Source organism: Paenarthrobacter sp. NPDC089714 (assembly GCF_044748905.1).
Taxonomy (GTDB): domain Bacteria; phylum Actinomycetota; class Actinomycetes; order Actinomycetales; family Micrococcaceae; genus Arthrobacter.
Map to the genome: position 1 here is coordinate 57,793 of NZ_JBIVGX010000010.1, position 21,168 is coordinate 78,960.

The window sequence follows — 21,168 nt, forward strand, 5'->3', positions numbered from 1 at the left end:
TGACACAAACTGAATAGGTGTATAAATTCTATCCCATCCAGAAACTGAATGAGTGTCTAAATTCTGTTTCGCGCCGGGCAACGTCGCCCGCTTAAGAAGGGATTTCCACCATGAAACGTGGAACCACATGGTTCATCCTCCTTGGATCGTTCGTCATCTACCTCTTCGATGCCCTCGAAATCGCAGTGCTTTCCTTCGCCTTGCCGGCCATCAGTGCCGAGCTGGGGCTGACGCCCTTGGCAGGAGGCTTGCTGGCCACCGCCACGCTCCTGGGCATGGGCTGCTCAAGCGTGATCACGGGATGGCTGGCTGACAACCGTGGCCGGCGCGTCGCGCTGATCGTGTCCATGGTGGTCTTTGTGGCACTGACCTCCGCCCTCTTTGTGGTGCCCAATTATGGGGTGTTCGTGGCTTTGAGGTTCCTTGCCGGCATTGGCTTGGGCGGTGTGTGGTCCGTTCTGTCAACCTACATCGTTGAATCCTGGCCGCCCTCGCAGCGCGGGCGGGCTGTCGCTTTCGTCCTGGCGGCCTATCCGTTGGGTGGGGCAAGTGCGGCTTTGATTGCCGGATTCTTCATGCCGGATTGGCGGCTGCTCTTCCTGGTCACCGGGTTGTCGGCGCTGGTTCCCTTGCTGATGGTGGTGTTCTTCTTCCCGGAGTCCAAAGCCTGGCTCGCCGAGCGGGCGGCGCGTTCGGCCGCCGTCGGCCGCCCTGCCAGCGTGACCGCACGGGAACTGTTCACTGGTCCATACCGGCGCCGCACCATCATTGCCACCTTGGTGGCTGTCTGCGCCTTCATTGGTTTCTATGGCGCTTCCACGTGGCTGCCCAGCTACCTTTCCAGTGAACGGGGACTGGACCCACGGCAAGTGAGTCTTTTCATGACCGTACTGAACCTGGGCATGTTCCTTGGGTACCTCGCTTTCGGTTGGGTAGCTGACAAAATCGGCCGCCGCAACGCGATCATTCTCTCCCTTGCAGGAACGGGTGTGCTGATGCCTCTCTATGGGCTGGTCACCCACCAAGCAGTCCTGCTCTGGATGGGGCCGCTCTATGCCTTCTTCATGACCTTCGCCGGGCTTTTCGGTTCGTACCTTGGCGAGTTGTATCCCACGAGGATCCGTACCACCGGCGCCGGTTTCTGTTTCAACATCGGACGCGGCGTCGCAGCCTTCGCACCCTTGGCCATGGGCGGAATCGCGGCCTCTTGGGGGTTCTCTTCCGGTCTCATCCTCTCCGGGGCGGTGTTCCTGCTGAGCGCCTGCCTCATGTTCTTCCTCCCGCAGACGCACACCGCCGCTGTCGCCGAAACATATCCAGACAAGGAACCCGCCACGCATGCCTAAGCTCGTAGACCTGTCCGTCAGCCTCAGGGCCAACATCGCCTCCGATCCGCCAGGCCTGACCCCGGAGATCGAATACTTCGATCATCAGGAAACCGCCCGCGATCTGGTCTCCTTCTTTCCAGGCCTGGCCGAGTCCGACTTGCCCGGAGGGGAAGGCTGGGCCATCGAGCGCGTCACGGCCACTACCCACACCGGAACACACTTGGACGCCCCCTACCACTACGCCTCCACCATGGACGGCGGTGCGCGGGCCATCACCATCGACGAGGTTCCGCTGGAATGGTGCTTCGGCAGGGGAGTGAAGCTGGACTTCCGGACATTTGAAGACGGGTACGTTGCCACAGCGTCGGATGTGGAAGCGGAACTGGACCGGATTGGCCATGAACTCGCCCCGGGGGACATCGTCCTGGTCAACACCGCTGCCGGCACCCGCTACGGGTTGGACGACTACCTCTCCACAGGGTGCGGCATGAGCCGTGAAGCGACGCTCTACCTGACCAGCCGAGGCGTCCGGGTGACCGGTACCGATGCCTGGAGCTGGGATGCCCCGTTCATCCATACCGCTAAGCGATATGTGGAAACCGGCAATAACGACCTGATCTGGGAAGGGCACAAAGCAGGCATGGAGATCGGATACTGCCACATCGAAAAGCTCAGCAACCTGGAGATCCTTCCGAGCGCTGGTTTCCAGGTCTCCTGCTTCCCGGTGAAGGTCCACGGTGCGTCCGCCGGCTGGACCCGTGCCGTCGCGATCCTTGATGAGGAGGTTCTGCGGTGAAGTTCTTCCGGATGATGCACGACGGCGTACCTCGCCTTGGGCTGGCCGACGACAGTTTGGTTTCGGGCCGGCTCTATCCGGAGGGCCTCGAGGCCTTCGATGTGATTGCCTGGCCCTGGCAGTCCTCCAGCGGTGCGCTGGTGGACCTGCAGGACGCCGAGCTGCTACCGCCGTTTGAGGTCACGAGCATCCGGGACTTCATCACCTTTGAGCAGCACACGGTGGGTGCCCTCCGCTCCGTTGCTCCGGACAAGGGCATACCCCCGGCCTGGTACGAGGCCCCCGCGTTCTACTTTACGAATCCGCACGCGGCCGTTGGCCACAACGCCACCGTCCCGATGGCGCCGGGCACGCAGCAATTCGACTTCGAACTGGAAGTAGCCGCCGTGATAGGCGCTGACGGATACAACCTCTCGGTGGAGGAAGCCGAGGAACACATCGTCGGCTACATGATCTTGAACGACTGGTCCGCCCGCGATCTGCAGCGCACCGAAATGGCTGTCGGGCTGGGGCCTGCCAAGGGCAAGGACACGGCCACCTCGCTGGGCCCCTTCTTCGTTACCAAGGACGAGGTTGCGGATGCCACCTTGGATGGCTTCCTGGACCTTGGCATGAGCGTGTCTATTAACGAACAGGTGTTGGCCACGGATTCCCTGGCCAACATGGCGTGGAGCTTCGCCGAACTGGTGGCCTATGCCAGCCGCGGAACGTGGGTGCGGCGTGGGGATGTCCTCGGCTCCGGCACGAGCGGTGGCGGCTGCCTCGCCGAGTTCTGGGGTTGGTACGGTTCCCAGACGCCACCACCGCTCAAGGCGGGTGACTCTGTGAGTCTGACGGTGGACCGGCTGGGCACGTTGACCAACGTGGTGGGCCAGGCCCCGCCCGTCCATCCGCTCCCGCAGGCCCGCCGCCGGGCTTACGCCCCGCCAACGCCGTTCGGTCCGGGCACCTGAGCAGCGCGGCCCCCAGCCGTATTTGCATTCACAAGGCGAGGGCCGCCGTCGTACTTTCCGCAAAAGTACGACGGCGGCCCTCGCCCTATCGTCGTTGCGTTCCCAACTGGGTCGCAGTTGTGCGCGTTTAGAGGGCGCTAAACGCGCACAACTGCGACTTAGTTGGGGAGGCGTGTAGTTGGGTACGCGCGGGGACAGCAAAAGACCCGCACCGGCGAACCGGTGCGGGTCTTCATTTGTGCGCCCAAAGGGATTCGAACCCCTGACCTTCTGTTCCGTAGACAGACGCTCTATCCAGCTGAGCTATGGGCGCATTTCGCGTGATTCTCGGCGGTCTGTTTCTCTGACCCCCTCGAACCTCAATAAACTTTACAGAAGTTCATGTGAAGTTCCAAATCGGAAAGCTGTAATCTAGCTAACTAGACCGGTCTAGGTGACCTTCGTCACTTAAAACGAGCGTCTTGAAACGCAGATCCTTGAATTTCCGCGGTTTTTGTTTTTTGGTTCCTTGGTTGTCCGATGTCTGACAGCGGATTGGTCTGGTCCGCGCCCCCTATCGTTTAGGACACACCACCGAACCCGAGGGAAGGGAACCGCAATGGGCGATCTGGCGCGACTGCCGCTGCTTGAGAAGGCACCTACTACGCATGCACGCCTGCTGGCCTGGGTTGAGGAAGTTGCCGAGCTGACCCAGCCGGACCGCATCCACTGGGTTGACGGTAGCGAAGCAGAAAACAAGAAGCTGACCGACGAACTCGTCGAGGCCGGCACCCTGAAGCGGCTCAACCCGGAAACGTTCCCGAACTCCTTCGCAGCGTTCTCCGATCCTGCAGACGTTGCCCGTGTTGAAGAGCAGACCTTCATCTGCTCCGAGAACGAGCGCGATGCAGGCTTCACCAACAACTGGATGGCCCCGGCCGAGATGAAGCAGAAGCTGCGCGGACTGTTCGCCGGCTCCATGCGCGGCCGCACCATGTACGTCATCCCGTTCGTCATGGGCCACCTGGATGCTGAAGACCCCAAGTTCGGCGTTGAGATCACCGACTCCGCCTACGTCGTGGCTTCCATGCGCATCATGGCCCGCATCGGCACGGACGTCCTGGACCGCATCACCCAGACCGACGCCTTCTTCGTTCCCGCCCTGCACTCCCTGGGCGCACCGCTGGAGGCAGGGCAGGCCGATGTTGCCTGGCCGTGCAACCCGGAAAAGTGGATTGTCCACTTCCCCGAAGAGCGCTCCATCTGGTCCTTCGGCTCCGGCTACGGCGGCAACGCCCTGCTGGGCAAGAAGTGCTACGCACTGCGTATCGCCTCGGTCATGGCCCGCGATGAGGGCTGGCTGGCTGAGCACATGCTCATCCTCAAGCTGACCTCCCCGGAGCAGAAGACCTACTACGTCTCCGCTGCGTTCCCGTCCGCTTGCGGCAAGACCAACCTCGCGCTGCTCGACCCCACCATCAAGGGCTGGAAGGTCGAGACCCTCGGCGACGACATCACCTGGATGCGCTACGGCAAGGAAGGCGAACTTCGCGCCGTCAACCCCGAAGCCGGCCTGTTCGGCGTTGCACCGGGCACCGGTTGGGGCACCAACCCGAACGCCATGCGCGCCATCGCCAAGGGCAACAGCATCTTCACCAACGTAGCGCTGACCGATGACGGCGGCGTCTGGTGGGAAGGCATGACCGAGGAAACCCCGGCCCACCTGACCGACTGGCGCGGTGAGTCCTGGACTCCGGACTCGGACAAGCCTGCCGCCCACCCGAACTCCCGCTTCTGCACGCCGATCGACCAGATCGACATGCTGGCCGAAGAGTACTTCAGCCCCGAGGGTGTTGAGCTCTCCGCCATCCTGTTCGGTGGCCGCCGCAAGACCACCATCCCGCTGGTCACCGAGGCCCGCGACTGGTCCAACGGCATCTTCATGGGCTCCACGCTCTCCTCGGAGACCACTGCTGCCGCGGCCGGCGCAGTTGGTGTTGTCCGCCGCGACCCCATGGCCATGCTGCCGTTCATCGGCTACGACGCAGGCGACTACCTGAACCACTGGGTCAACCTGTCGGCCAAGGGCAACCCGGAGCGCCTGCCGAAGATCTTCCTGGTCAACTGGTTCCGCCGCACGGCCGAGGGTGGCTTCGCCTGGCCCGGCTTCGGGGACAACGCCCGTGTGCTCAAATGGGCCATCGAGCGCCTCGAGGGCAAGGCCGACGCGGTGGAGACCCCGATCGGCTTCGTTCCGACCGGCGACTCGATCGACCTGGAAGGCCTGGACATGACCCCGGCAGAAGTTGAAGCCGCGGTTCGCGTTGACGCTGACGAGTGGGCAACCGAGCTCGCCTCCATCGAGGAATGGTTCGCCAACTTCGGTGGATCGCTCCCGGCGGCGCTCCAGTCCGAGCTGGATGGCCTGAAGAGCCGCCTGGCCTAGACCCCTTAGGGACAACGGCGTCCTTAAGTGCACGACGACGGCCTGTCGCCTTTCGCTGGAAAGGTGACAGGCCGTCGTCGTGGTTTAAGCGTTAGTTGGCGAGCCAGACGTCCGGTCCGAAGACTTCGTAGTGGATGCGGGTGGCCGGAATGCCCGCCTCGATGGCTTCGTCCCGGATCTTCTTCATGAAGGGCAGTGGGCCGCAGAGGTACAGCGAGGCATCCGCGGGCAGGTCGACTTCGCGCAGGGACATGAAACCTTCTTTGGCGCCGGACTGCGGGGTCTCTAGCCAGAGCTGCAGTTGGGCATCGATCCTCGCAGCGTCCGCGGTCATCTGGCCGCTGAGTGCCCAGCTCTCCATGGACCGTTCGGCGTGCAGCACCAGGACATCGCGTTCCGTACCGGTGTCCGCGAGGGAGCGCAGGATGGACGCCGTGGGGGTGCAGCCGATCCCCGCCGAGGCGAGGACTACGGGGCCGTCGCCTTCCTTGAGCGTGATCTCGCCGTACGGGTTGGAGATTTCCAGGATGTCGCCGGGCTCGACGGCGGTATGAAGGGCGGTGGACACCTCGCCGCCGTCGTTGAGCTTGGTGGTGAAAATCCGGCTGCTGCCGGCGCTGCCGGAGAGTGAGTACTGGCGGACCTGGCGGAGGCCATCGGGCAGCGTCACCTTGACGCTGACGTACTGGCCGGGCTTTGCCGCGGTGACGGGCGTATCATCGGCGGGTTCCAGGGTGAAGGTCATGGAGTCCTTGCCCGCGGCTTCCTTGGCCACCACCCGCCACGGCATCCACATCATCGTGTTGGCCTGGGCTGCGTAGAGGTCCTTCTCCAGTTTGATCAGCGCATCGGCCATGAGCCAGTAGACCTCGGTCCACGCCTCGGCGATCTCTGGAGTAATGACGTCAGCCAGGTCAGCGGCGATGGCGGCGAACAGGTGCTCATAGACCACTCCGTACTGTTCCTCGGTGATCCCCAAGGAGGCGTGCTTGTGGGCGATGCGGGAGAGTACCTTCTCCGGAAGGGTTCCCGGGTTGGTCACCAGGTGGGTCGCGAACGCGGCGATGCTCCCGGCCAAGGCCTTCTGCTGCTCTCCCGAGCGCTGGTTGGAGCGGCTGAAAAGCCCATCCAGGAGTTCGGGGTGGGCGGTGAAGAGGCGGTTGTAAAAATCAGCGGTGATCTCGCCAATCCGCGATCCGACCAGCGGAAGAGTGGCTTCAATGATGGGGCGGGACTTCTCCGAGAGCATGGTTCTCCTGGGGTTGGGGTCCGGCTGGTTGTCCGGACGCGAGCGGTAAATATACGTATTTAAAATGCGTGTATTTACAGCTCAATTTCTACTCCTTGTAGAAAAGATGTGCAAATCGCGACGCAGCGTGTCGCGGAAGGGTGTTACGGAGCGGCGACCGCGGCTTCGGTTGCTGGGGATATCCCGGCCTGGAACTGCGGCCGCAGTCCTATGGTTTGGAATACCGGGGCCATCTGGCGGGCGTGCGGCAGTGACGCAATCACCACGCCATCGAGCTCCCGGTAGAAGGCTTCCCGTGCCCGCTTCATGGCGTGGCGGAGCCCGCACTCGGTGAGGAGGGGGCAGTCGCCGTTGGGGGACTGGCACTCGGCCGGGTCCTGGCGGCTGTCGAGTTGGCGGAGGAGTTGGCCTACGGTGGCCTTCCTTCCCGAGGCGTTCAAGCGCGAGCCGCCCAGCCGGCCGCGTTCAACATCGATCAGCCCGAGCTCCCGCAGCCGGACCATTGCCTTGCTGACGTGGTTGTAGGGCGTGCCAACAGCATCCGCCACAGCCTGTGTGGTCAACAGCGTTCCGTCAGGAGCTGCGGCCAGGACCATGACAGCGCGGAGGCTCACATCTGCGAACGCGTTGATCTTCATGGCTTTTGCCTAACGTAGTGAGGTCTAGTCCACCCAGATGGTGGGCTCGTGGGAATCCGCTTCCATGGCGCCGAAGGTGAAACCGTCGTTGGTTTGCGTGTAGGGAACAATGGCGGCCAGGACGCCGCCATCCCGGTGCTCGGCTGCGCCGGTGATGCCGTCCGATCCATGGTCCGGCAAGGATACGTCATAGGCAATGGCCACGGCGCGGTAGCCGTCACGGCCTTGGCGCAACAACTCCTGGACGTCGGACAGCATTTGTTCCGCGTCCAGCTCACCGTTCTCATCCGGCTCGTTCGGGGTGACCAGGACGATGCGGAGCTCGCCGTCGTGGGACAGCGTGATGCCGAAGGGGAGGAAGCCGCCGTTCTGGAGCAGGTGTTCCTGGGCCGTGCCAATGGCGGTGCCCAGGGTGTCGCGGAGCTCGCGGTCCTGGTCAGGATTGGAGTCTTGTCCAGCCGGTTGCCCCGTTGCTTGAGGTGTTTGGCTCATGGTGTCAGTATTCCTCTGCGTTGCTAGCCCCGGACGATTGCCAGGACGCGGTCGCGGATCTTTTCCATGGTGGCGTGGTCCTTGGCTTCGGCGTTCAGCCGGAGGAAGGGCTCGGTGTTGGAAGGGCGGAGGTTGAACCACCAGCTGCCGTCCTTGGCGCTGAAGGTGCTGCCATCCATGTGGTCAATCTCGATGTCTTCGGAGGCGAAATCAGCGCGGACGCGTTCCACGGCTGCGGCCTTGTCCTCGATTTCCGAGTTGATCTCACCGGAGGAAACGTAGGGTTCGTACTGGCGGCCGAGCTCGGACAACGGACCGTCCTGCTCACCCAACGCAGCCAGAACATGCATGGCTGCCAGCATGCCGGTGTCTGCGTTCCAGAAGTCACGGAAGTAGAAGTGTGCCGAGTGCTCTCCACCAAAAACTGCACCCTCTTGAGCCATCACTGCCTTGATGAAGGAGTGGCCCACGCGGGTACGGACCGCGCGGCCACCGTCCTGGGCCACGAGTTCCGGCACGGCCTTGGACGTCAGCAGGTTGTGGATGATCACCGGGGTTTCTTCGCCGGCCGCCTTCGCGCGGGCGATTTCCCGGCGGGCCACCATGGCGGTGATGGCCGACGGCGATACAGGCTCGCCCTTCTCGTCGACCACGAAGCACCGGTCGGCATCGCCGTCGAAGGCCAGGCCGATGTCGGCGCCGTGCTTGAGGACCGCTGCCTGGAGGTCGCGCAGGTTCTCCGGTTCCAAAGGGTTGGCGGGGTGGTTCGGGAACGAACCATCCAGCTCGAAGTACAGTGGAACGATCTCAAAAGGCAGGCCGGGGAGCAGCTTGTCGCCCAACACTGCCGGGGTGGTCAAACCGGCCATGCCGTTGCCGGCATCCACAACAACCTTCAAACGCCGCGACCCGGAAAGGTCCACGAGCTTGCGCAGGTACTCGGCGTAGTCCTTCAGGACATCCCGCACGCCGATCTGGCCGCGCCTGGCCGCTGCCGGGATGCTGCCCTGGTTCAGGTATTCCTCGGCCAGGGCCTGGATCTCCTTCAGGCCACTTTCGGAAGAAATGGGCTGGGCGCCGGCCTTGGCCATCTTGATGCCGTTGTATTCGGCCGGGTTGTGGCTCGCGGTGAACGTGGCACCGGCGGCGTTCAACGCACCACAGGCGTAGTAGAGCTCGTCAGTGGAAATCAGATCCAGCAACTGCACGTCCGCGCCACGGGCAGCGGCGCCCTTGGCGAACGCCTGGCTGAACTCCGGCGAGGACGGACGCATATCGCCACCCACCAGGACCGTCTGGCCCTCAAGGCCAAGAACGTCAATGAAGGCAGCACCCACGGCCTGGACAATTTCAGCCGTAATGGATTCCCCCACGATGCCCCGGACGTCGTACGCCTTGAAGGAAGCCGAGAGGTCGAAAGTCTTGTTCTGCTCGCTAGTCACGCGCTCAATCCTACTGTGGCAGTGCAAATGGGCATGAACCGGCGCAGGATACATGTGGATAGACGTTGTCCACATAGCCGGTCGTCGGGGTCCTGGCTGTCAGGGCCGGCTGCAATACTGGGGTACATGGCCTCCTACCCCCACATTCCCTCTGTTTCCGTGCAAACACCTACCCGTGAGCAGGCCCTCGCCTGCCTCCGTGAACTCGTGGGGCACCCGGAGGCGGAGTTCCACGACGGCCAGTTTGAGGCCATCGAGGCCTTGGTGGACGGCGGGAGGCGGGCATTGGTGGTCCAGCGCACGGGTTGGGGGAAATCGGCGGTCTACTTCGTCTCCTCCCTGTTGCTGCGCAGGCGCGGTGCCGGCCCCACGCTGATCGTCTCGCCACTGCTTGCCCTCATGCGGGACCAGGTTGCGGCGGCTGCGAGAGCCGGTGTGCGGGCGGTGGCCATCAACTCGGCCAATGCCCTGGAGTGGGACTCCGTGCTGGAACAGCTCGCGGCCGACGACGTTGACGTCTTGTTGGTGTCCCCGGAACGGCTCACCAACCCCTCCTTCCGGGAGAACCAGCTTCCTGAACTGATCAGGCGCACCGGCCTGCTGGTGATCGATGAGGCCCACTGTATTTCGGACTGGGGGCACGACTTCAGGCCCGACTACCGGCGGATAGCGGACCTTATCGCCCAGCTACCGCAGAGTGTGCCCGTGCTGGCCACTACCGCCACGGCCAACTCCCGCGTGGTCCATGACATCGAAGAACAACTCGGGGAAGGTGTCCTGACCATCAGGGGAGCACTGGGCAGGGAATCCCTGCGGCTCGGCGTGCTGAATCTTGAGAACTCCCGGGACAGGCTTGGCTGGTTGCTGACCCACCTCGCAGACCTGCCTGGCAGTGGAATCATCTACACGCTCACAGTCTCGGCGGCCGAGGACACCGCGAGGCTGCTCGCCGAAGCCGGGCACAACGTCTTGTCCTATACGGGCAGGACGGATCCCGCCGAACGGGAGCGCGCCGAGCAGCTCCTGAAGGACAACCAGGTCAAGGCCCTCGTTGCCACGTCCGCGTTGGGCATGGGCTTCGACAAGCCTGACCTCGGATTCGTTATCCACCTGGGGGCGCCGTCCTCGCCGGTGGCGTACTACCAGCAAGTGGGCCGTGCTGGACGTGGGGCAGCCAACGCCGATGTCCTCCTGCTCCCGGGCTCCGAGGACCGTGAAATCTGGCAGTACTTCGCCACGGCCTCCATGCCCTCCGCGGAAAAGGCCGCGGCCGTGCTGGACGTCCTCGCGGATGCAGGGTCTGCACTGTCTACGGTTGCACTGGAAGCCCGCGTGGACCTGCGCCGGACACCACTTGAGTTGCTGCTCAAGGTCCTTGCCGTGGACGGCGCCGTGGAGCGCGTGGGCGGAGGATGGCGGTCCACCGGCCAGCCGTGGGTCTATGACGCCGAGCGATACTCGCGTATTGCCGAGGCCCGGGTGGACGAGCAGGACTCGATGATCATCTACCAGGACACCTCAGGGTGCCGCATGGAGTACATCACCTCCGTGCTCGACGACGAGACCGCAGCACCGTGCGGACGCTGCGACAATTGCGCCGGACGCTGGTTCCCGGACGATATTGCCGCGGCCGCGGTGGACGCCGCAGGACAGACACTGCGCAGGGTGGGCATCGCGGTGGAACCCCGCCTGCAGTGGCCGTCCGGGATGGATCGGTTGGGCGTTCCCGTCAAGGGCAAGATCAAGCCGGATGAGGGCATCGCTGAAGGGCGTGTGCTGGCCCGTCTCACGGACTTGGGCTGGGGCGGTGCGCTTCGCGAGCTCTTCGCGGCAGGAGCTGCTGACCGTGAGGTGGACCCGGCCATGCTCCAGGCCTGCGTGCAAGTACTGCGCGAGTGGTCCGGCGCGGATGGCGGAACTGCCTGGAGCGGGGTGGGCCGGCCTGCTGCCGTGGTGAGCCTTCCCTCCAGGAGCAAGCCGCAGTTGGTGGACTCCCTGGCCCGGGGAATCGCCGGGATCGGCCGCATGCCCTACCTGGGGTCCCTGGAGCCCCAGCACGGCGGACCCGCGGGGTCCCGCGGAGGCAACAGTGCCTACCGGCTTGCAGGAGTTTGGGACCGGCTGGTGGTGGGACCGGAACTGGGCCAAGCGCTCGCCGGAACCGCTGGGCAACCAGTGCTTCTGGTGGATGACCTCGTTGACAGCCGCTGGACCATGACCGTGGCCGCCCGGGCCCTGCGGCTGGCCGGTGCAGGGCCGGTCCTTCCGCTGGCGTTGGCGCAGGCTGGGTAGAAGGTCTCCCCGGGCACGGCTGTCGCGGCCCACAGCGGCGGAACTGCGAGTGCCGGGCAACGTCCCGGGACGTAAGGCTGTGTCATTTTGTGATCGCTCCCACATTGTCTCTATAGGATCGATGAAACACGCAAGATAGCCCCGCACGGGCCGTCCATCCTGACTTTGGACCGGAGCAATGACCACAGATTCGAACCAGACCGACGCTGCCACCGCCACGGAGAGTACATGGCAGCCGAGGTTGGCGCTGCTGGTGGCCGCAACGTTCTTCATGGAGTTCCTCGACGGCACCATCCTCACCACGGCCGTTCCCAGCATCGCCTCCGATTTCAGGGTCCCGGCCGCGGATGTCAACATCACCATGACGGCTTACCTCGTGACAGTGGCCATGGGTATTCCCCTCAGCAGTTGGCTGGCCGAACGGCTGGGGGCACGCAGGGTATTTTGCCTGGCCATCGCTGTCTTCACCGTGGCGTCGCTGCTCTGCGCCATCAGCCAGGACCTGACCATGCTCACGCTGAGCCGTGTGGCCCAGGGCGCGGGTGGGGCCATGATGGTTCCCGTAGGCACCTTGGTGGTGCTGCGGGGAACGCCGAAATCCGAACTCCTCCGGGCGACGGCCTTCCTCGTGTGGCCCGGACTCCTGGCACCGGTCCTGGCCCCCATGGTGGGAGGGGCGCTGACCACCTTCCTGTCCTGGCACTGGATCTTCATCATCAACGTTCCGCTGGGCCTCGCAGCCTTCATTGCGGCGTTGCGGCTTGTGCCGAAGACCGCCGGGGACGGCAAACGCAGGCTGGACTGGTTCGGGCTGCTGCTGACCACGCTCGGCGTCGGGGCCTTGGTTGTTGGTCTGGAAACGCTGGGTGGCCACGCGCCCGGGTCGGTTGCCGCCGTCGTGGTTGCTGCGGGCGTCTTGTCGCTGGCAGGTGCCGTCTGGTGGATGGCGAAGGCCAAGGTCCCACTGTTCAACCTGAACGTGTTCGGGACCCGGACGTTCCGCGCTACCTCAACGGGCGGCTTCATCTACCGCCTGACGATCAGCTCTGTGCCGTTTCTCCTGCCCCTCATGTTCCAGGACGGTTTCGGCTGGGATCCGCTGAAGGCCGGCGTCATGGTGGCAGCCGTTTTCGTGGGCAACATCGGCATTAAACCCGCCACCACTCCGCTTATCCGGCGTTTCGGATTCAAGACGGTGCTGGTTTTCGCTTCCCTCGCATCGGCGGTGACGTTTGCCCTGTGCGCGTTCCTTACCGCCCAGACACCCGAGCCGGTCATCTTCGGACTCCTGCTCCTGAGCGGTGCCTTCCGATCCATCGGATTTTCCGCCTACGCCTCCGTCCAGTACGCGGACATCGTTCCCGAACAGTTGCCCTCCGCCAACGCCATTTCGGCCACCTTGGTCCAACTGGCGGCGGGAGCGGGAATCGCCGTCGGAGCGCTGTTCCTCCGGTTGTTCGACGCCACCCACCTTTTCGGGTCCGACCATGTGACCGCCTACAAGGGGGCGTTCCTGGCGATGGCCGTCCTGATGCTGGTCAGCACCATCGACAGCCTGACACTGCACCGCCACGCGGGAGCCGAGGTCAGCGCCGGTTCCCGGCGGCGGTAGATGCGGGCGGCGGAGGCGTTAAACGCAAAAGGTCCCGGTTCAAAAACCGGGACCAATTCGCGGAGACGGGGGGATTTGAACCCCCGGTCGAGTTTAACCCCGACCCTTCATTAGCAGTGAAGTCCATTCGGCCGCTCTGGCACGTCTCCAATCCGCTATTGCTAGCCCACCAAGGATACGCAGAACCAGCGGCCCAGTGCAAAACAGGCCAGGAGCGTCAGTTGATTCCGGCCAGCGCCCTCCACAGGAAATGGTTGCTCCGGGCCTGGAGGGCCGCGGCTTGCCGGTTGTCCGAGGCTCCGGCATGCCCGCCTTCCAAGGCTTCGTGGAACCACACGTTGCGTATGCCCATGGCCTGCATGCGGGCCGCCATCTTGCGGGCCTGGACGGGGCCCACGCGGTCGTCGGACGTGGCGGTCCAGATGAAGGTCTCCGGGTACTCCACGCCGTCGTGCAACAGGTGGTACGGCGAGAAGGTTCGGATGAACTCCCACTGCCCGGGAACATCCGGGTCGCCGTATTCGGCAATCCAGGAGTACCCGGCGGAGAGCTTGGAGTAGCGGCGCATGTCCAGCAACGGCACTCCGCAGGACACCGCGCCGAACAACTCCGGGTACTGGGTGAGCATGTTGCCTACCAGCAGCCCGCCGTTGGAACCGCCCACGCAGCCGAGGCGCTTCCGGCTGGTGACTCCACGGGAGATCAGGTCCCGGGCGACGGCAGCGAAGTCTTCGTAGGCACGGTGACGGTTTTCCTGGAGTGCAGCGCGGTGCCAGGAGGGCCCGTATTCGCCGCCGCCACGGATGTTGGCCACTACATACACGCCACCCCGGGCATGCGAATCCGGCCCGGTGGTGCGGCGCTCCAACCAGGCACGGCCAACCGTACCGCTGTAGGCAGGGGTGCGGGACACTTCGAATCCGCCGTAGCCGGAGAGCTGCGTAGGATTTTGGCCGTCCAGGACCAGGTCCTTTGAGGCCACCTGGAAGTAGGGCACGCGGGTGCCATCAGCGGAGGTGGCGAAGTGCTGCTGGACCTCGTACCCGGCTTCGTTGAAGAACGACGGCGACCGTTTCACCTCTTCGTGGTGGCTGTTGACGCCCCCGGTGCGCCCGGAGTCCAGGGAGTACACGGCTTCCCCGGGCTCCAGGGTTCCCCGGGTGAGCGTGGTGGGCGTCGTGAAGCCGGTGGCGACCAGCCAATAGTCGTTGCCGGCGCCGGATTCATCCTCGTCATCCACGGCGTAGGCGTTGACATCGTGGAGGGGCGGGCAGGCATCCAGGGTGCTGGAGGCCCAGGACCCCGCAGAATCGAGACGGGTGGCGTCCAGCACACGGATTTCGGAGGAAACGTCGTGCAGCAGGTTCAGCAGGAGGTAGTCCCGGGTCCAGCTCCAGGACTGGAGGGACGTGTGCTGGTCCGGGGTGAAGAGCACCACCACCTCGCGTGATCCCGCGAGCCACGCGTCCAGGCCGGCCGCCAGCAGCGAGCCTGCGGGATAGACAACATCGGCCAAGGACCAGTCCTTCTGGGGCCGGAACATCAGCCATTCCCGGTGTGCGCTGATGTTCACGTCCGTGGGTACCTCGATGGCAACCCACGAATCGTCGCGGAGCAGCCACGTGCTCCGGTTGTAGAAGTCGATGTAGTCCACTGCGAAGGTCCGCTCGTAGCCCGGAGTGGCGTCGTGGGCCACCATGGCGAGCATGTGGTCTTCGGGGATTTCGAAGACCTGCTTCGCAGAGGCCAACGACTGCCCCCGGCGAAGCTGGACCGCCGTGCGGGCGTAGGAGGACGACGTCGCCGGGAGGCCGTCCGCCGTGCTGGAAACGAGCAGCGTATCGGCATCGAGCCAGCTGACGTTGCCTTTTGCGGTTGGCACGTCGAAGCCGCCCGCGCCTGGGTCCACAAAGGAGCGGGTCTCGACGTCGAACTCGCGGTACCGGTTGGCGTCGCCGCCGTCGGGGGAGAGCGAAACCATCGCCAAACGGTACTCGGCGCCGGGCGCGGGACGCAGGAACCCGGCACCGTGGAAGACCCACTCGATCCCCTCGGCCTTGGCGAGGGCGTCAACGTCCAGCAGCACGTCCCAAACGGGTTCGGACAAAAGGTAGCTATCCCACGTGGTGCGGCGCCAGAGGCCCTTGGGGTGCTCCCGGTCCTTCCAGAAGTTGTAGTAGAAGTCGCCCCGCTTGTTCACCATGGCGATCCGGTCGGTGGAGTCCAGGACTTCGAGGATTCCGGCCTCCACGGCAGCGTAGTCGGCGTCTTCCAGCAGGTCCTCCGTGCGGGCGTTCTGCTCGCGGACCCAGGCCAGCTGCTCTTCGCCGTGGATGTCTTCCAGCCAGACATTCTCATCCGTCGGTTCCGCTGCCACATCGGCGGCGTGGCGGGGTCCGGTAGCGGGGCGGTCTTCGGGGAGTGGCGTCTGATCAGCTTCTGTGGTGGTCATCGCCCCATCCAAGCAACTCTTTTCACGGGGAAGCAAGTCACACGGACGTTAGGCTTGAGCGTGGCTAAATCGCAAATCATCCGTGTTGCCCTGGTGGGGGCGGGCCCCCGGGGTACCAGTGTGCTTGAGCGGCTGCTCGCCAACTGGGCCGCCACCACGGACGAGGCGAATGTGACCGCAACGCTCCACATCCACGTCATTGATCCTTACCCGGCCGGTTCGGGCCACGTGTGGCAGCCGGACCAGTCGCGGCTGTACCTGATGAACACCCAGTCGTTCTATCCGACGCTCATTCCCGAGGATCCCGAACTTGCGCCGCCCTTGGCGGGGACGTCCTTCGACGAATGGCGAGTCACCCGGCGTCGTGATGGCCAGGGGCTGAACCAGGCCGAGAAGGCGGAACTGGCCACCCTCGAGTCGGACAACTTCCCCAGCCGCGCCATCTACGGACGCTATTTGCGCCAGACCCTCGCGGAGCTGCTGCAGCGGCTGCCCGACGGCGTCGAGGTCACCTTCCATGAAACCACCGCCATCGCGGCGCGGCCGGTTGGTGACATGTTCGACGTCGAACTGGCCGACGGCGGTAGCCTCACGGTCGGTTCGGTGGTCCTCGCGCTGGGGCACATCGAATCCCGGCTGAATCCCGAGCAGCGCTCGTTCGAAACCGCCGCGCGGGAACAGGGCCTGCTCTACTTCCCGCCTGCTCCTCCAGCTGATGTGGACTGGACACGCGTACCGGACAACGAGCCGGTCCTGGTCCGCGGCATGGGACTGAATTTCTTCGACGTCATGGGGCAGCTGACGGAAGGCCGCGGGGGCAAATTCGTCGACTCCGTGGCTCCGGGGACCGGTACGCTCGAGTACCGGCCGTCCGGCCGCGAGCCGAAGATCATCGCTGCCTCACGAAGGGGCACCCCGTACCGCGCCAAGGCCGGGCTGTCCGGCTACTACGCCACGAGCATCACGCTCCGGTACCTCACCGAGGCCGCCATGGACCGCTTCAAAGCCGCTGGCATCCAGCCGGGCTTCGATCACGACCTCTGGCCGCTCCTGCACCGCGACGCCCTCTGGGCCTACTACGCCACGCTGGCGGGATCGCAACCAGCGGCGATCCGGGACCCGGCGCAGTTCCTCGCGGACCTGGAGGATGCCTTGCAGCCCCACGCCCACGCAACGGGCAACTGGGAAAGCGCCGTGGGTGCGCTCGTGGAAAAGCACGTGGTGGCCTCCCGCCGGCTCAACCTGAAGGGGCTTGCAGCACCCTTGGCCGGCCGGACCTTTGCCTCACGCAAGGAGCTGGACAAAGCCATTACGGACTACCTCGACGACGACGCGCGGCGCTCCGCCCTCGGCGAATCCGACCCCGTGAAGATGGCCATCGGTGCCCTGCACACCGGCCGGGCGATCCTCAAGACAGTAGTGGCCGACGGCGGCATCACGGACGAATCGTGGGTGGCCGAGTTGCGGGGCTGGTTCGAATCGTTCGTGGAGGGGTTGGCCAGCGGTCCTCCGGCGCTGCGGTCGGAACAATTAGCCGCCTTGGCGCGTGCCGGCGTCGTGAGTTTCGTGGGACCCGACCCCAAGTTCAGCGTGGATCGGAACGCCAAAGTGTTCCGAGCATTCTCGCCGTGGGTCCGCGACGTACCGGCGCAGGCACGGACGCTGATCGAGGCGATGTCGCCCGCGAACCGTGTGGGCATAAACATCTCGCCGCTCCTGGAGCAACTGCTGGAGGACGGTTTGGTCCGTACCAAGATCATGATGAGCGTCGAGGGAACTCCGGTGCAGACCACAGGCCTGGACGTTGAACCGCATCCTTACCGCCCGGTGGCGGCGAACGGTTCAGTGACCCGGGGGCTGTACGTGCTGAGCCTTCAGCTGTCCGCCACGCAGTGGGGAACCGCGATCGCGGCCGAGGCACGGCCCACCAAGGGCAGGGCATACAGGAGCGGGCAACGGACCCTGCGCGATGCCGACGAGATCGCCCGCAGCATCCTGAAGCTCTGACGCGCGCCGCGGACGCGGGCTTTGGCAGGGCAAAAACCATGGCCTGAGCTGGGCCGCTTGCAAGAACCACCACGCCTTCGCTACTGTGTGAGCTGCATCACCGGCAAGGTGGTGCGCGCTTTTGATCCGTGGCGGGAGAGTCCTGCCGGTACATCCCGTCAGGCGCCGTAGGAGCAAACCCTCCCCAGGAATCTCTCAGGCACCCTGTACCGCCGCGGCGAGGCAACTCTGGAAAGCAGTCCGGGATTCCCGGGCTCACCGAAGGTGCAAGCGGTTCTGCGTGCGCGCAGAACGCGGAAACTCTCAGGTCAATGACAGAGCGGGGAGGAACCCGAATCATCGTGGTACCCAAAAGGTACCGCCTGAACAATGGAGTTCCTCATGACGATTCAGCGCCCGCCAACAGATACCAGCCAAGAACCCCACCTCGAACGCCAGCTCAGCAACCGCCACATCCAGCTCATCGCGATTGGCGGTGCCATTGGAACGGGCCTCTTCATGGGCTCCGGCAAGACCATTTCAGCGGCCGGACCGTCGGTCATTTTCGTCTACATGATCATCGGCTTCATGCTGTTCTTCGTCATGCGGGCCATGGGCGAACTGCTGCTGAGCAACCTGAACTACAAGTCCTTCAGCGACTTTGCCGCCGACCTCCTGGGTCCCTGGGCAGGCTTCTTCACCGGCTGGACCTACTGGTTCTGCTGGGTCATCACGGGCATCGCGGACGTGATCGCCATTGCCGGCTACTCCAAGGAACTCTGGCCGGGCCTGCCACTCTGGATTCCCGGACTCATCACCATCGGCATCCTCCTGCTGCTCAACCTTGCCACGGTGAGGGCTTTCGGCGAGACGGAATTCTGGTTCGCCCTCATCAAGATCGTGGCCATCGCAGCGCTCATCATTGTTGGCCTTTTCATGATCTTCAGCGGCTTCCAGTCCGACGCCGGCCCGGCCAGCTTCACCAACCTCTGGTCACACGGCGGCTTCTTCCCCAACGAATTCATGGGCTTCGTGGCCGGCTTCCAGATCGCGGTCTTCGCGTTCGTCGGCATCGAACTGGTGGGAACCACGGCTGCCGAGGCCAAGGATCCGGAGAAGAACCTGCCCAAGGCCATCAACTCCATCCCCATCCGCGTGCTGCTCTTCTACGTTGGTGCCCTCATCATCCTGATGTCCGTCACGCCGTGGACCCAGTTCGCCGCCGGACACAGCCCCTTCATCGCCATGTTCTCCCTGGCCGGCCTGGGCGCCGCAGCTACGATCGTCAATCTGGTGGTTCTCAGCTCGGCGATGTCTTCGGCCAACTCCGGCATCTACTCCACTTCCCGCATGGTCTACGGCCTGGCACAGGAAGGCGACGCACCCGCCGTCTTCAGCGCCCTGTCCGGACGCAAAGTACCCCGCAACGCCCTGTTCCTTTCCTGCGTCCTGTTGCTGTCCGGCGTCGTGCTCATGTACGCCGGCCAGGACGTCGGCAAGGCGTTCGACATGGTCACCACCGTTTCCGCCGTCTGCTTCGTGTTTGTCTGGTCGATCATCCTGGCCAGCTACCTGGCATTCCGGAAGCGCCGGCCGCAGCTTCATGATTCTTCGAAGTTCAAGATGCCAGGCGGCGTGGTGATGGTGTGGGTGGTGTTCGCGTTCTTCGCGTTCATCTTCTGGGCTTTGACCACCCAACCTGACACCCTCATGGCGTTGCTCGTGACCCCGGTCTGGTTCCTGGCCTTGGGCGTTGCGTGGGCCATCCTCCGTAAGCGACCCACCCACCTTGCCCGCTACGAGCACTTCCGCGCCGAGCTGCAGAAGGACGCTGAGCGGATACCGGAACCCGTCCGCAACTAGCCAGTCGCCCGGCTCTTGCGTCATCTCGAGACTCGGGCCGTGCTAGCGTTCACGGGCGCCAAGGTCGGGGGCTGTGCCAATGACGGTTCGGCTTATGGGAAGGTACGCTGCCCCGAGTTGCCTGTCCACGGGGTAGGCAGAGGAGACGGATGCCACGGAAACCGGCGTCAGCGCGCGGTTCAGGACCGTGGATCCAGCCAGGGGAACAAAACCCGAGTCAACAGGAACACCCGTTCCCCTGACCAAGCCGGCCCACCCGTTCACGGTCCCTGGCAAGGTCCGCCACGGATTGTCGGTCAGGGCTTTGTCGGCCCAATTGACTCCGAGGTTGATCACGCCACCCGCTGTGTAGGAGGGGTCAACATCGCTGACCTGCCGCAGCGTTGGGTAGGTCACGCCGGAGAAGGCGAAGACGTTGTTCCAGACTTCGGCACGTTCCTTTGTGGTGGAGATGTTGAACAAGGGCGACTCATTGTTGGAAACCACGACGGTGTTGTGCCAGAAGTACAAGATTCCCTTTCGGAAGAGGGATTCGCCCCAATTGCTGGCACCAGCCGCGCCATAATGGTCTCCGCCATAGTGGATGACGGAGCCGCCGACGGGGCCATTCTTGCGGATCTGGTTTCCGTAGACATACGTCGTTCTGTAGGCCGGGTTGTCCTTGACGACCGGGAAGAAGTCTTCCGCCTCGACCAAATCGATCGAATGGGCGCCACCTTCGATCGAGTTGTAGCGGACGACTGTCCCGGACGAACGGTCCTTGATGGCGTTTCCGAGGGCGCCGACACGGAGGGGGCCGAACCGGTTGTATTCGTAGATCACCCCGGAGCTCTCCGTGTAGGTGTTGTGGATGCCCTCAGAGCCCACCACTCCATTGCCGTAGATGTAGTTCCTGCTGATCCGGATGTTGCTTGTGACGGTCTTGGCGTTGTCCGAGGTTGAGCGGCTGGACACACCGTTCGTGCAGTCGTGGATCTCGTTATCAGCGATGGTGATGTTTTGCCCCCGCTCGATCCAGATGCAGGCTCCGAATCCGGTGTATCCCTGGACTTTGCCCAACGAATTGGTGAACGTGTTCCCAGGTTTTGCCCCGCGTACCTCCAATCCGTCCACCTGGACATATGACGGCGCCGCTTGCCACCAGTCCTGGGTACCCAGCCGGTCGATCATGATCACTGCACGGGTTTCCTGGATGTTGTCCAGTGAAGCGGCGACGTAGCTGAGTCCCCGACGGGCAATGGCGCCACTTCCATCAATGACTGGGCGATGACCTGTGGGGCCTTTGACCCCGCACACCCGGATGGGTTTCGCCTGGGTTCCGGTCCCAGGGATCAGGATCTTGCCGCGATATGGGTCAGCGCGATCGAAAATGCGCACGGTGTCCCCGGCCTTCAGGGCTTCCCATGGCACCTTGTCCAAGGAGGGCAGTTGACCGGAATTCGGTCCCACTTGGTAGTCCGTGCCTGAGCCGCTCGGCACACATGCCGTTGGTGCGGCCGCTGGTGGTGGGGCGACCAATGCGCCCAAGGCTGCCGAGGAGCTTGCCGGCCCTACGGCGGCCAATGCTGCCCCAGCAAGAACGCCCGCCAGCACGCCGGGCAAGATACGCTTCACCATGAATCCCCAATCCTTCGCAGCGG

Annotated in this window: 14 protein-coding genes, 2 tRNA genes and 1 riboswitch; of the genes, 8 read left to right on the forward strand and 8 right to left on the reverse strand. The window is 64.1% G+C overall.

Annotation, left to right across the window (positions count from 1 at the left end; translation table 11 throughout):
- Positions 1-110 precede the first annotated feature (110 nt).
- The 3 genes from ACIPY3_RS16580 to ACIPY3_RS16590 are packed head-to-tail and all read left to right on the forward strand — an operon-like array spanning position 111 to position 3,077.
- Complete coding sequence (locus ACIPY3_RS16580; protein WP_400335870.1) at positions 111-1,346, forward strand: MFS transporter; 1,236 nt, start codon at positions 111-113, stop codon at positions 1,344-1,346.
- Entirely contained in the window at positions 1,339-2,124 is a 786-nt protein-coding gene (locus tag ACIPY3_RS16585) for a cyclase family protein (protein WP_400335872.1), read from the forward strand. Before ACIPY3_RS16580 ends, ACIPY3_RS16585 begins: the two co-directional genes overlap by 8 nt.
- Positions 2,121-3,077 (forward strand): fumarylacetoacetate hydrolase family protein, encoded by a 957-nt coding sequence (locus tag ACIPY3_RS16590; RefSeq protein WP_400335874.1) that lies wholly within the window; start codon positions 2,121-2,123, stop codon positions 3,075-3,077. The genes ACIPY3_RS16585 and ACIPY3_RS16590 overlap by 4 nt, the downstream gene beginning before the upstream one ends.
- A gap of 239 nt (positions 3,078-3,316) precedes the next feature.
- On the opposite strand, the gene ACIPY3_RS16595 is transcribed toward ACIPY3_RS16590, so the two are convergent.
- A tRNA-Arg gene (locus ACIPY3_RS16595) sits at positions 3,317-3,390 on the reverse strand.
- A 285-nt stretch (positions 3,391-3,675) separates the two neighbouring features.
- Between ACIPY3_RS16595 and ACIPY3_RS16600 the strand changes: the two genes are divergently transcribed.
- Positions 3,676-5,502 carry a phosphoenolpyruvate carboxykinase (GTP) gene (locus tag ACIPY3_RS16600; RefSeq protein ID WP_400335876.1) on the forward strand — a complete coding sequence of 609 codons (1,827 nt, stop codon included), beginning with the start codon at positions 3,676-3,678 and terminating at the stop codon, positions 5,500-5,502.
- Between the two features lie 91 nt (positions 5,503-5,593).
- Here the strand turns inward: ACIPY3_RS16600 and ACIPY3_RS16605 are convergent, their stop codons facing one another.
- From ACIPY3_RS16605 to ACIPY3_RS16620, 4 genes are all read right to left on the reverse strand, one after another.
- Positions 5,594-6,751 carry a globin domain-containing protein gene (locus tag ACIPY3_RS16605; protein ID WP_400335878.1) on the reverse strand — a complete coding sequence of 386 codons (1,158 nt, stop codon included), beginning with the start codon at positions 6,749-6,751 and terminating at the stop codon, positions 5,594-5,596.
- Between the two features lie 143 nt (positions 6,752-6,894).
- Positions 6,895-7,389, reverse strand: a complete 495-nt coding sequence (locus ACIPY3_RS16610) for an RrF2 family transcriptional regulator (RefSeq protein WP_400335880.1) — start codon at positions 7,387-7,389, stop codon at positions 6,895-6,897.
- A 24-nt stretch (positions 7,390-7,413) separates the two neighbouring features.
- On the reverse strand, positions 7,414-7,881 hold the full coding sequence (locus ACIPY3_RS16615) for a hypothetical protein (RefSeq protein WP_400335882.1): 468 nt from the start codon (positions 7,879-7,881) through the stop codon (positions 7,414-7,416).
- A gap of 23 nt (positions 7,882-7,904) precedes the next feature.
- Entirely contained in the window at positions 7,905-9,323 is a 1,419-nt protein-coding gene (locus tag ACIPY3_RS16620) for a phosphomannomutase/phosphoglucomutase (protein ID WP_400335884.1), read from the reverse strand.
- Positions 9,324-9,449: 126 nt separating this feature from the next.
- Between ACIPY3_RS16620 and ACIPY3_RS16625 the strand changes: the two genes are divergently transcribed.
- Positions 9,450-11,615: a RecQ family ATP-dependent DNA helicase gene (locus ACIPY3_RS16625; protein ID WP_400335886.1), complete on the forward strand. Its 2,166-nt coding sequence runs from the start codon at positions 9,450-9,452 to the stop codon at positions 11,613-11,615.
- A 178-nt stretch (positions 11,616-11,793) separates the two neighbouring features.
- Positions 11,794-13,227, forward strand: coding sequence for an MFS transporter (locus ACIPY3_RS16630; RefSeq protein WP_400335889.1), 1,434 nt, complete (start codon positions 11,794-11,796; stop codon positions 13,225-13,227).
- A gap of 60 nt (positions 13,228-13,287) precedes the next feature.
- Here the strand turns inward: ACIPY3_RS16630 and ACIPY3_RS16635 are convergent.
- Positions 13,288-13,376 (reverse strand) — tRNA-Ser (locus ACIPY3_RS16635).
- Between the two features lie 68 nt (positions 13,377-13,444).
- Positions 13,445-15,679, reverse strand: a complete 2,235-nt coding sequence (locus ACIPY3_RS16640) for a prolyl oligopeptidase family protein (protein ID WP_400335892.1) — start codon at positions 15,677-15,679, stop codon at positions 13,445-13,447.
- 60 nt (positions 15,680-15,739) lie between these two features.
- Here ACIPY3_RS16640 and ACIPY3_RS16645 point away from each other — a divergent pair, with 60 nt between their 5' ends.
- Together ACIPY3_RS16645 and cycA are read left to right on the forward strand one after the other, a co-directional pair.
- Positions 15,740-17,686 (forward strand): FAD/NAD(P)-binding protein, encoded by a 1,947-nt coding sequence (locus tag ACIPY3_RS16645; protein ID WP_400335893.1) that lies wholly within the window; start codon positions 15,740-15,742, stop codon positions 17,684-17,686.
- A gap of 122 nt (positions 17,687-17,808) precedes the next feature.
- A riboswitch (glycine riboswitch) is annotated at positions 17,809-17,908 on the forward strand.
- Positions 17,909-18,067: 159 nt separating this feature from the next.
- Positions 18,068-19,528 carry a D-serine/D-alanine/glycine transporter gene (cycA, locus tag ACIPY3_RS16650; protein WP_400335895.1) on the forward strand — a complete coding sequence of 487 codons (1,461 nt, stop codon included), beginning with the start codon at positions 18,068-18,070 and terminating at the stop codon, positions 19,526-19,528.
- A gap of 42 nt (positions 19,529-19,570) precedes the next feature.
- On the opposite strand, the gene ACIPY3_RS16655 is transcribed toward cycA, so the two are convergent.
- The gene (locus ACIPY3_RS16655; RefSeq protein ID WP_400335897.1) at positions 19,571-21,145 is read right to left on the reverse strand and encodes a hypothetical protein; all 1,575 of its coding nucleotides are present in this window, start codon (positions 21,143-21,145) and stop codon (positions 19,571-19,573) included.
- Positions 21,146-21,168: the final 23 nt, after the last annotated feature.

Bases quoted from the DNA above. Each gene is read 5' to 3' on its own strand.
- ACIPY3_RS16640 (WP_400335892.1), bottom strand. From the start codon at position 15,679: ATGACCACCACAGAAGCTGATCAGACGCCACTCCCCGAAGACCGCCCC.
- ACIPY3_RS16600 (WP_400335876.1), top strand. From the start codon at position 3,676: ATGGGCGATCTGGCGCGACTGCCGCTGCTTGAGAAGGCACCTACTACG.
- ACIPY3_RS16610 (WP_400335880.1), bottom strand. From the start codon at position 7,389: ATGAAGATCAACGCGTTCGCAGATGTGAGCCTCCGCGCTGTCATGGTC.
- ACIPY3_RS16630 (WP_400335889.1), top strand. From the start codon at position 11,794: ATGACCACAGATTCGAACCAGACCGACGCTGCCACCGCCACGGAGAGT.
- ACIPY3_RS16655 (WP_400335897.1), bottom strand. From the start codon at position 21,145: ATGGTGAAGCGTATCTTGCCCGGCGTGCTGGCGGGCGTTCTTGCTGGG.
- ACIPY3_RS16615 (WP_400335882.1), bottom strand. From the start codon at position 7,881: ATGAGCCAAACACCTCAAGCAACGGGGCAACCGGCTGGACAAGACTCC.
- ACIPY3_RS16625 (WP_400335886.1), top strand. From the start codon at position 9,450: ATGGCCTCCTACCCCCACATTCCCTCTGTTTCCGTGCAAACACCTACC.
- ACIPY3_RS16585 (WP_400335872.1), top strand. From the start codon at position 1,339: ATGCCTAAGCTCGTAGACCTGTCCGTCAGCCTCAGGGCCAACATCGCC.
- ACIPY3_RS16605 (WP_400335878.1), bottom strand. From the start codon at position 6,751: ATGCTCTCGGAGAAGTCCCGCCCCATCATTGAAGCCACTCTTCCGCTG.
- ACIPY3_RS16580 (WP_400335870.1), top strand. From the start codon at position 111: ATGAAACGTGGAACCACATGGTTCATCCTCCTTGGATCGTTCGTCATC.
- cycA (WP_400335895.1), top strand. From the start codon at position 18,068: ATGACGATTCAGCGCCCGCCAACAGATACCAGCCAAGAACCCCACCTC.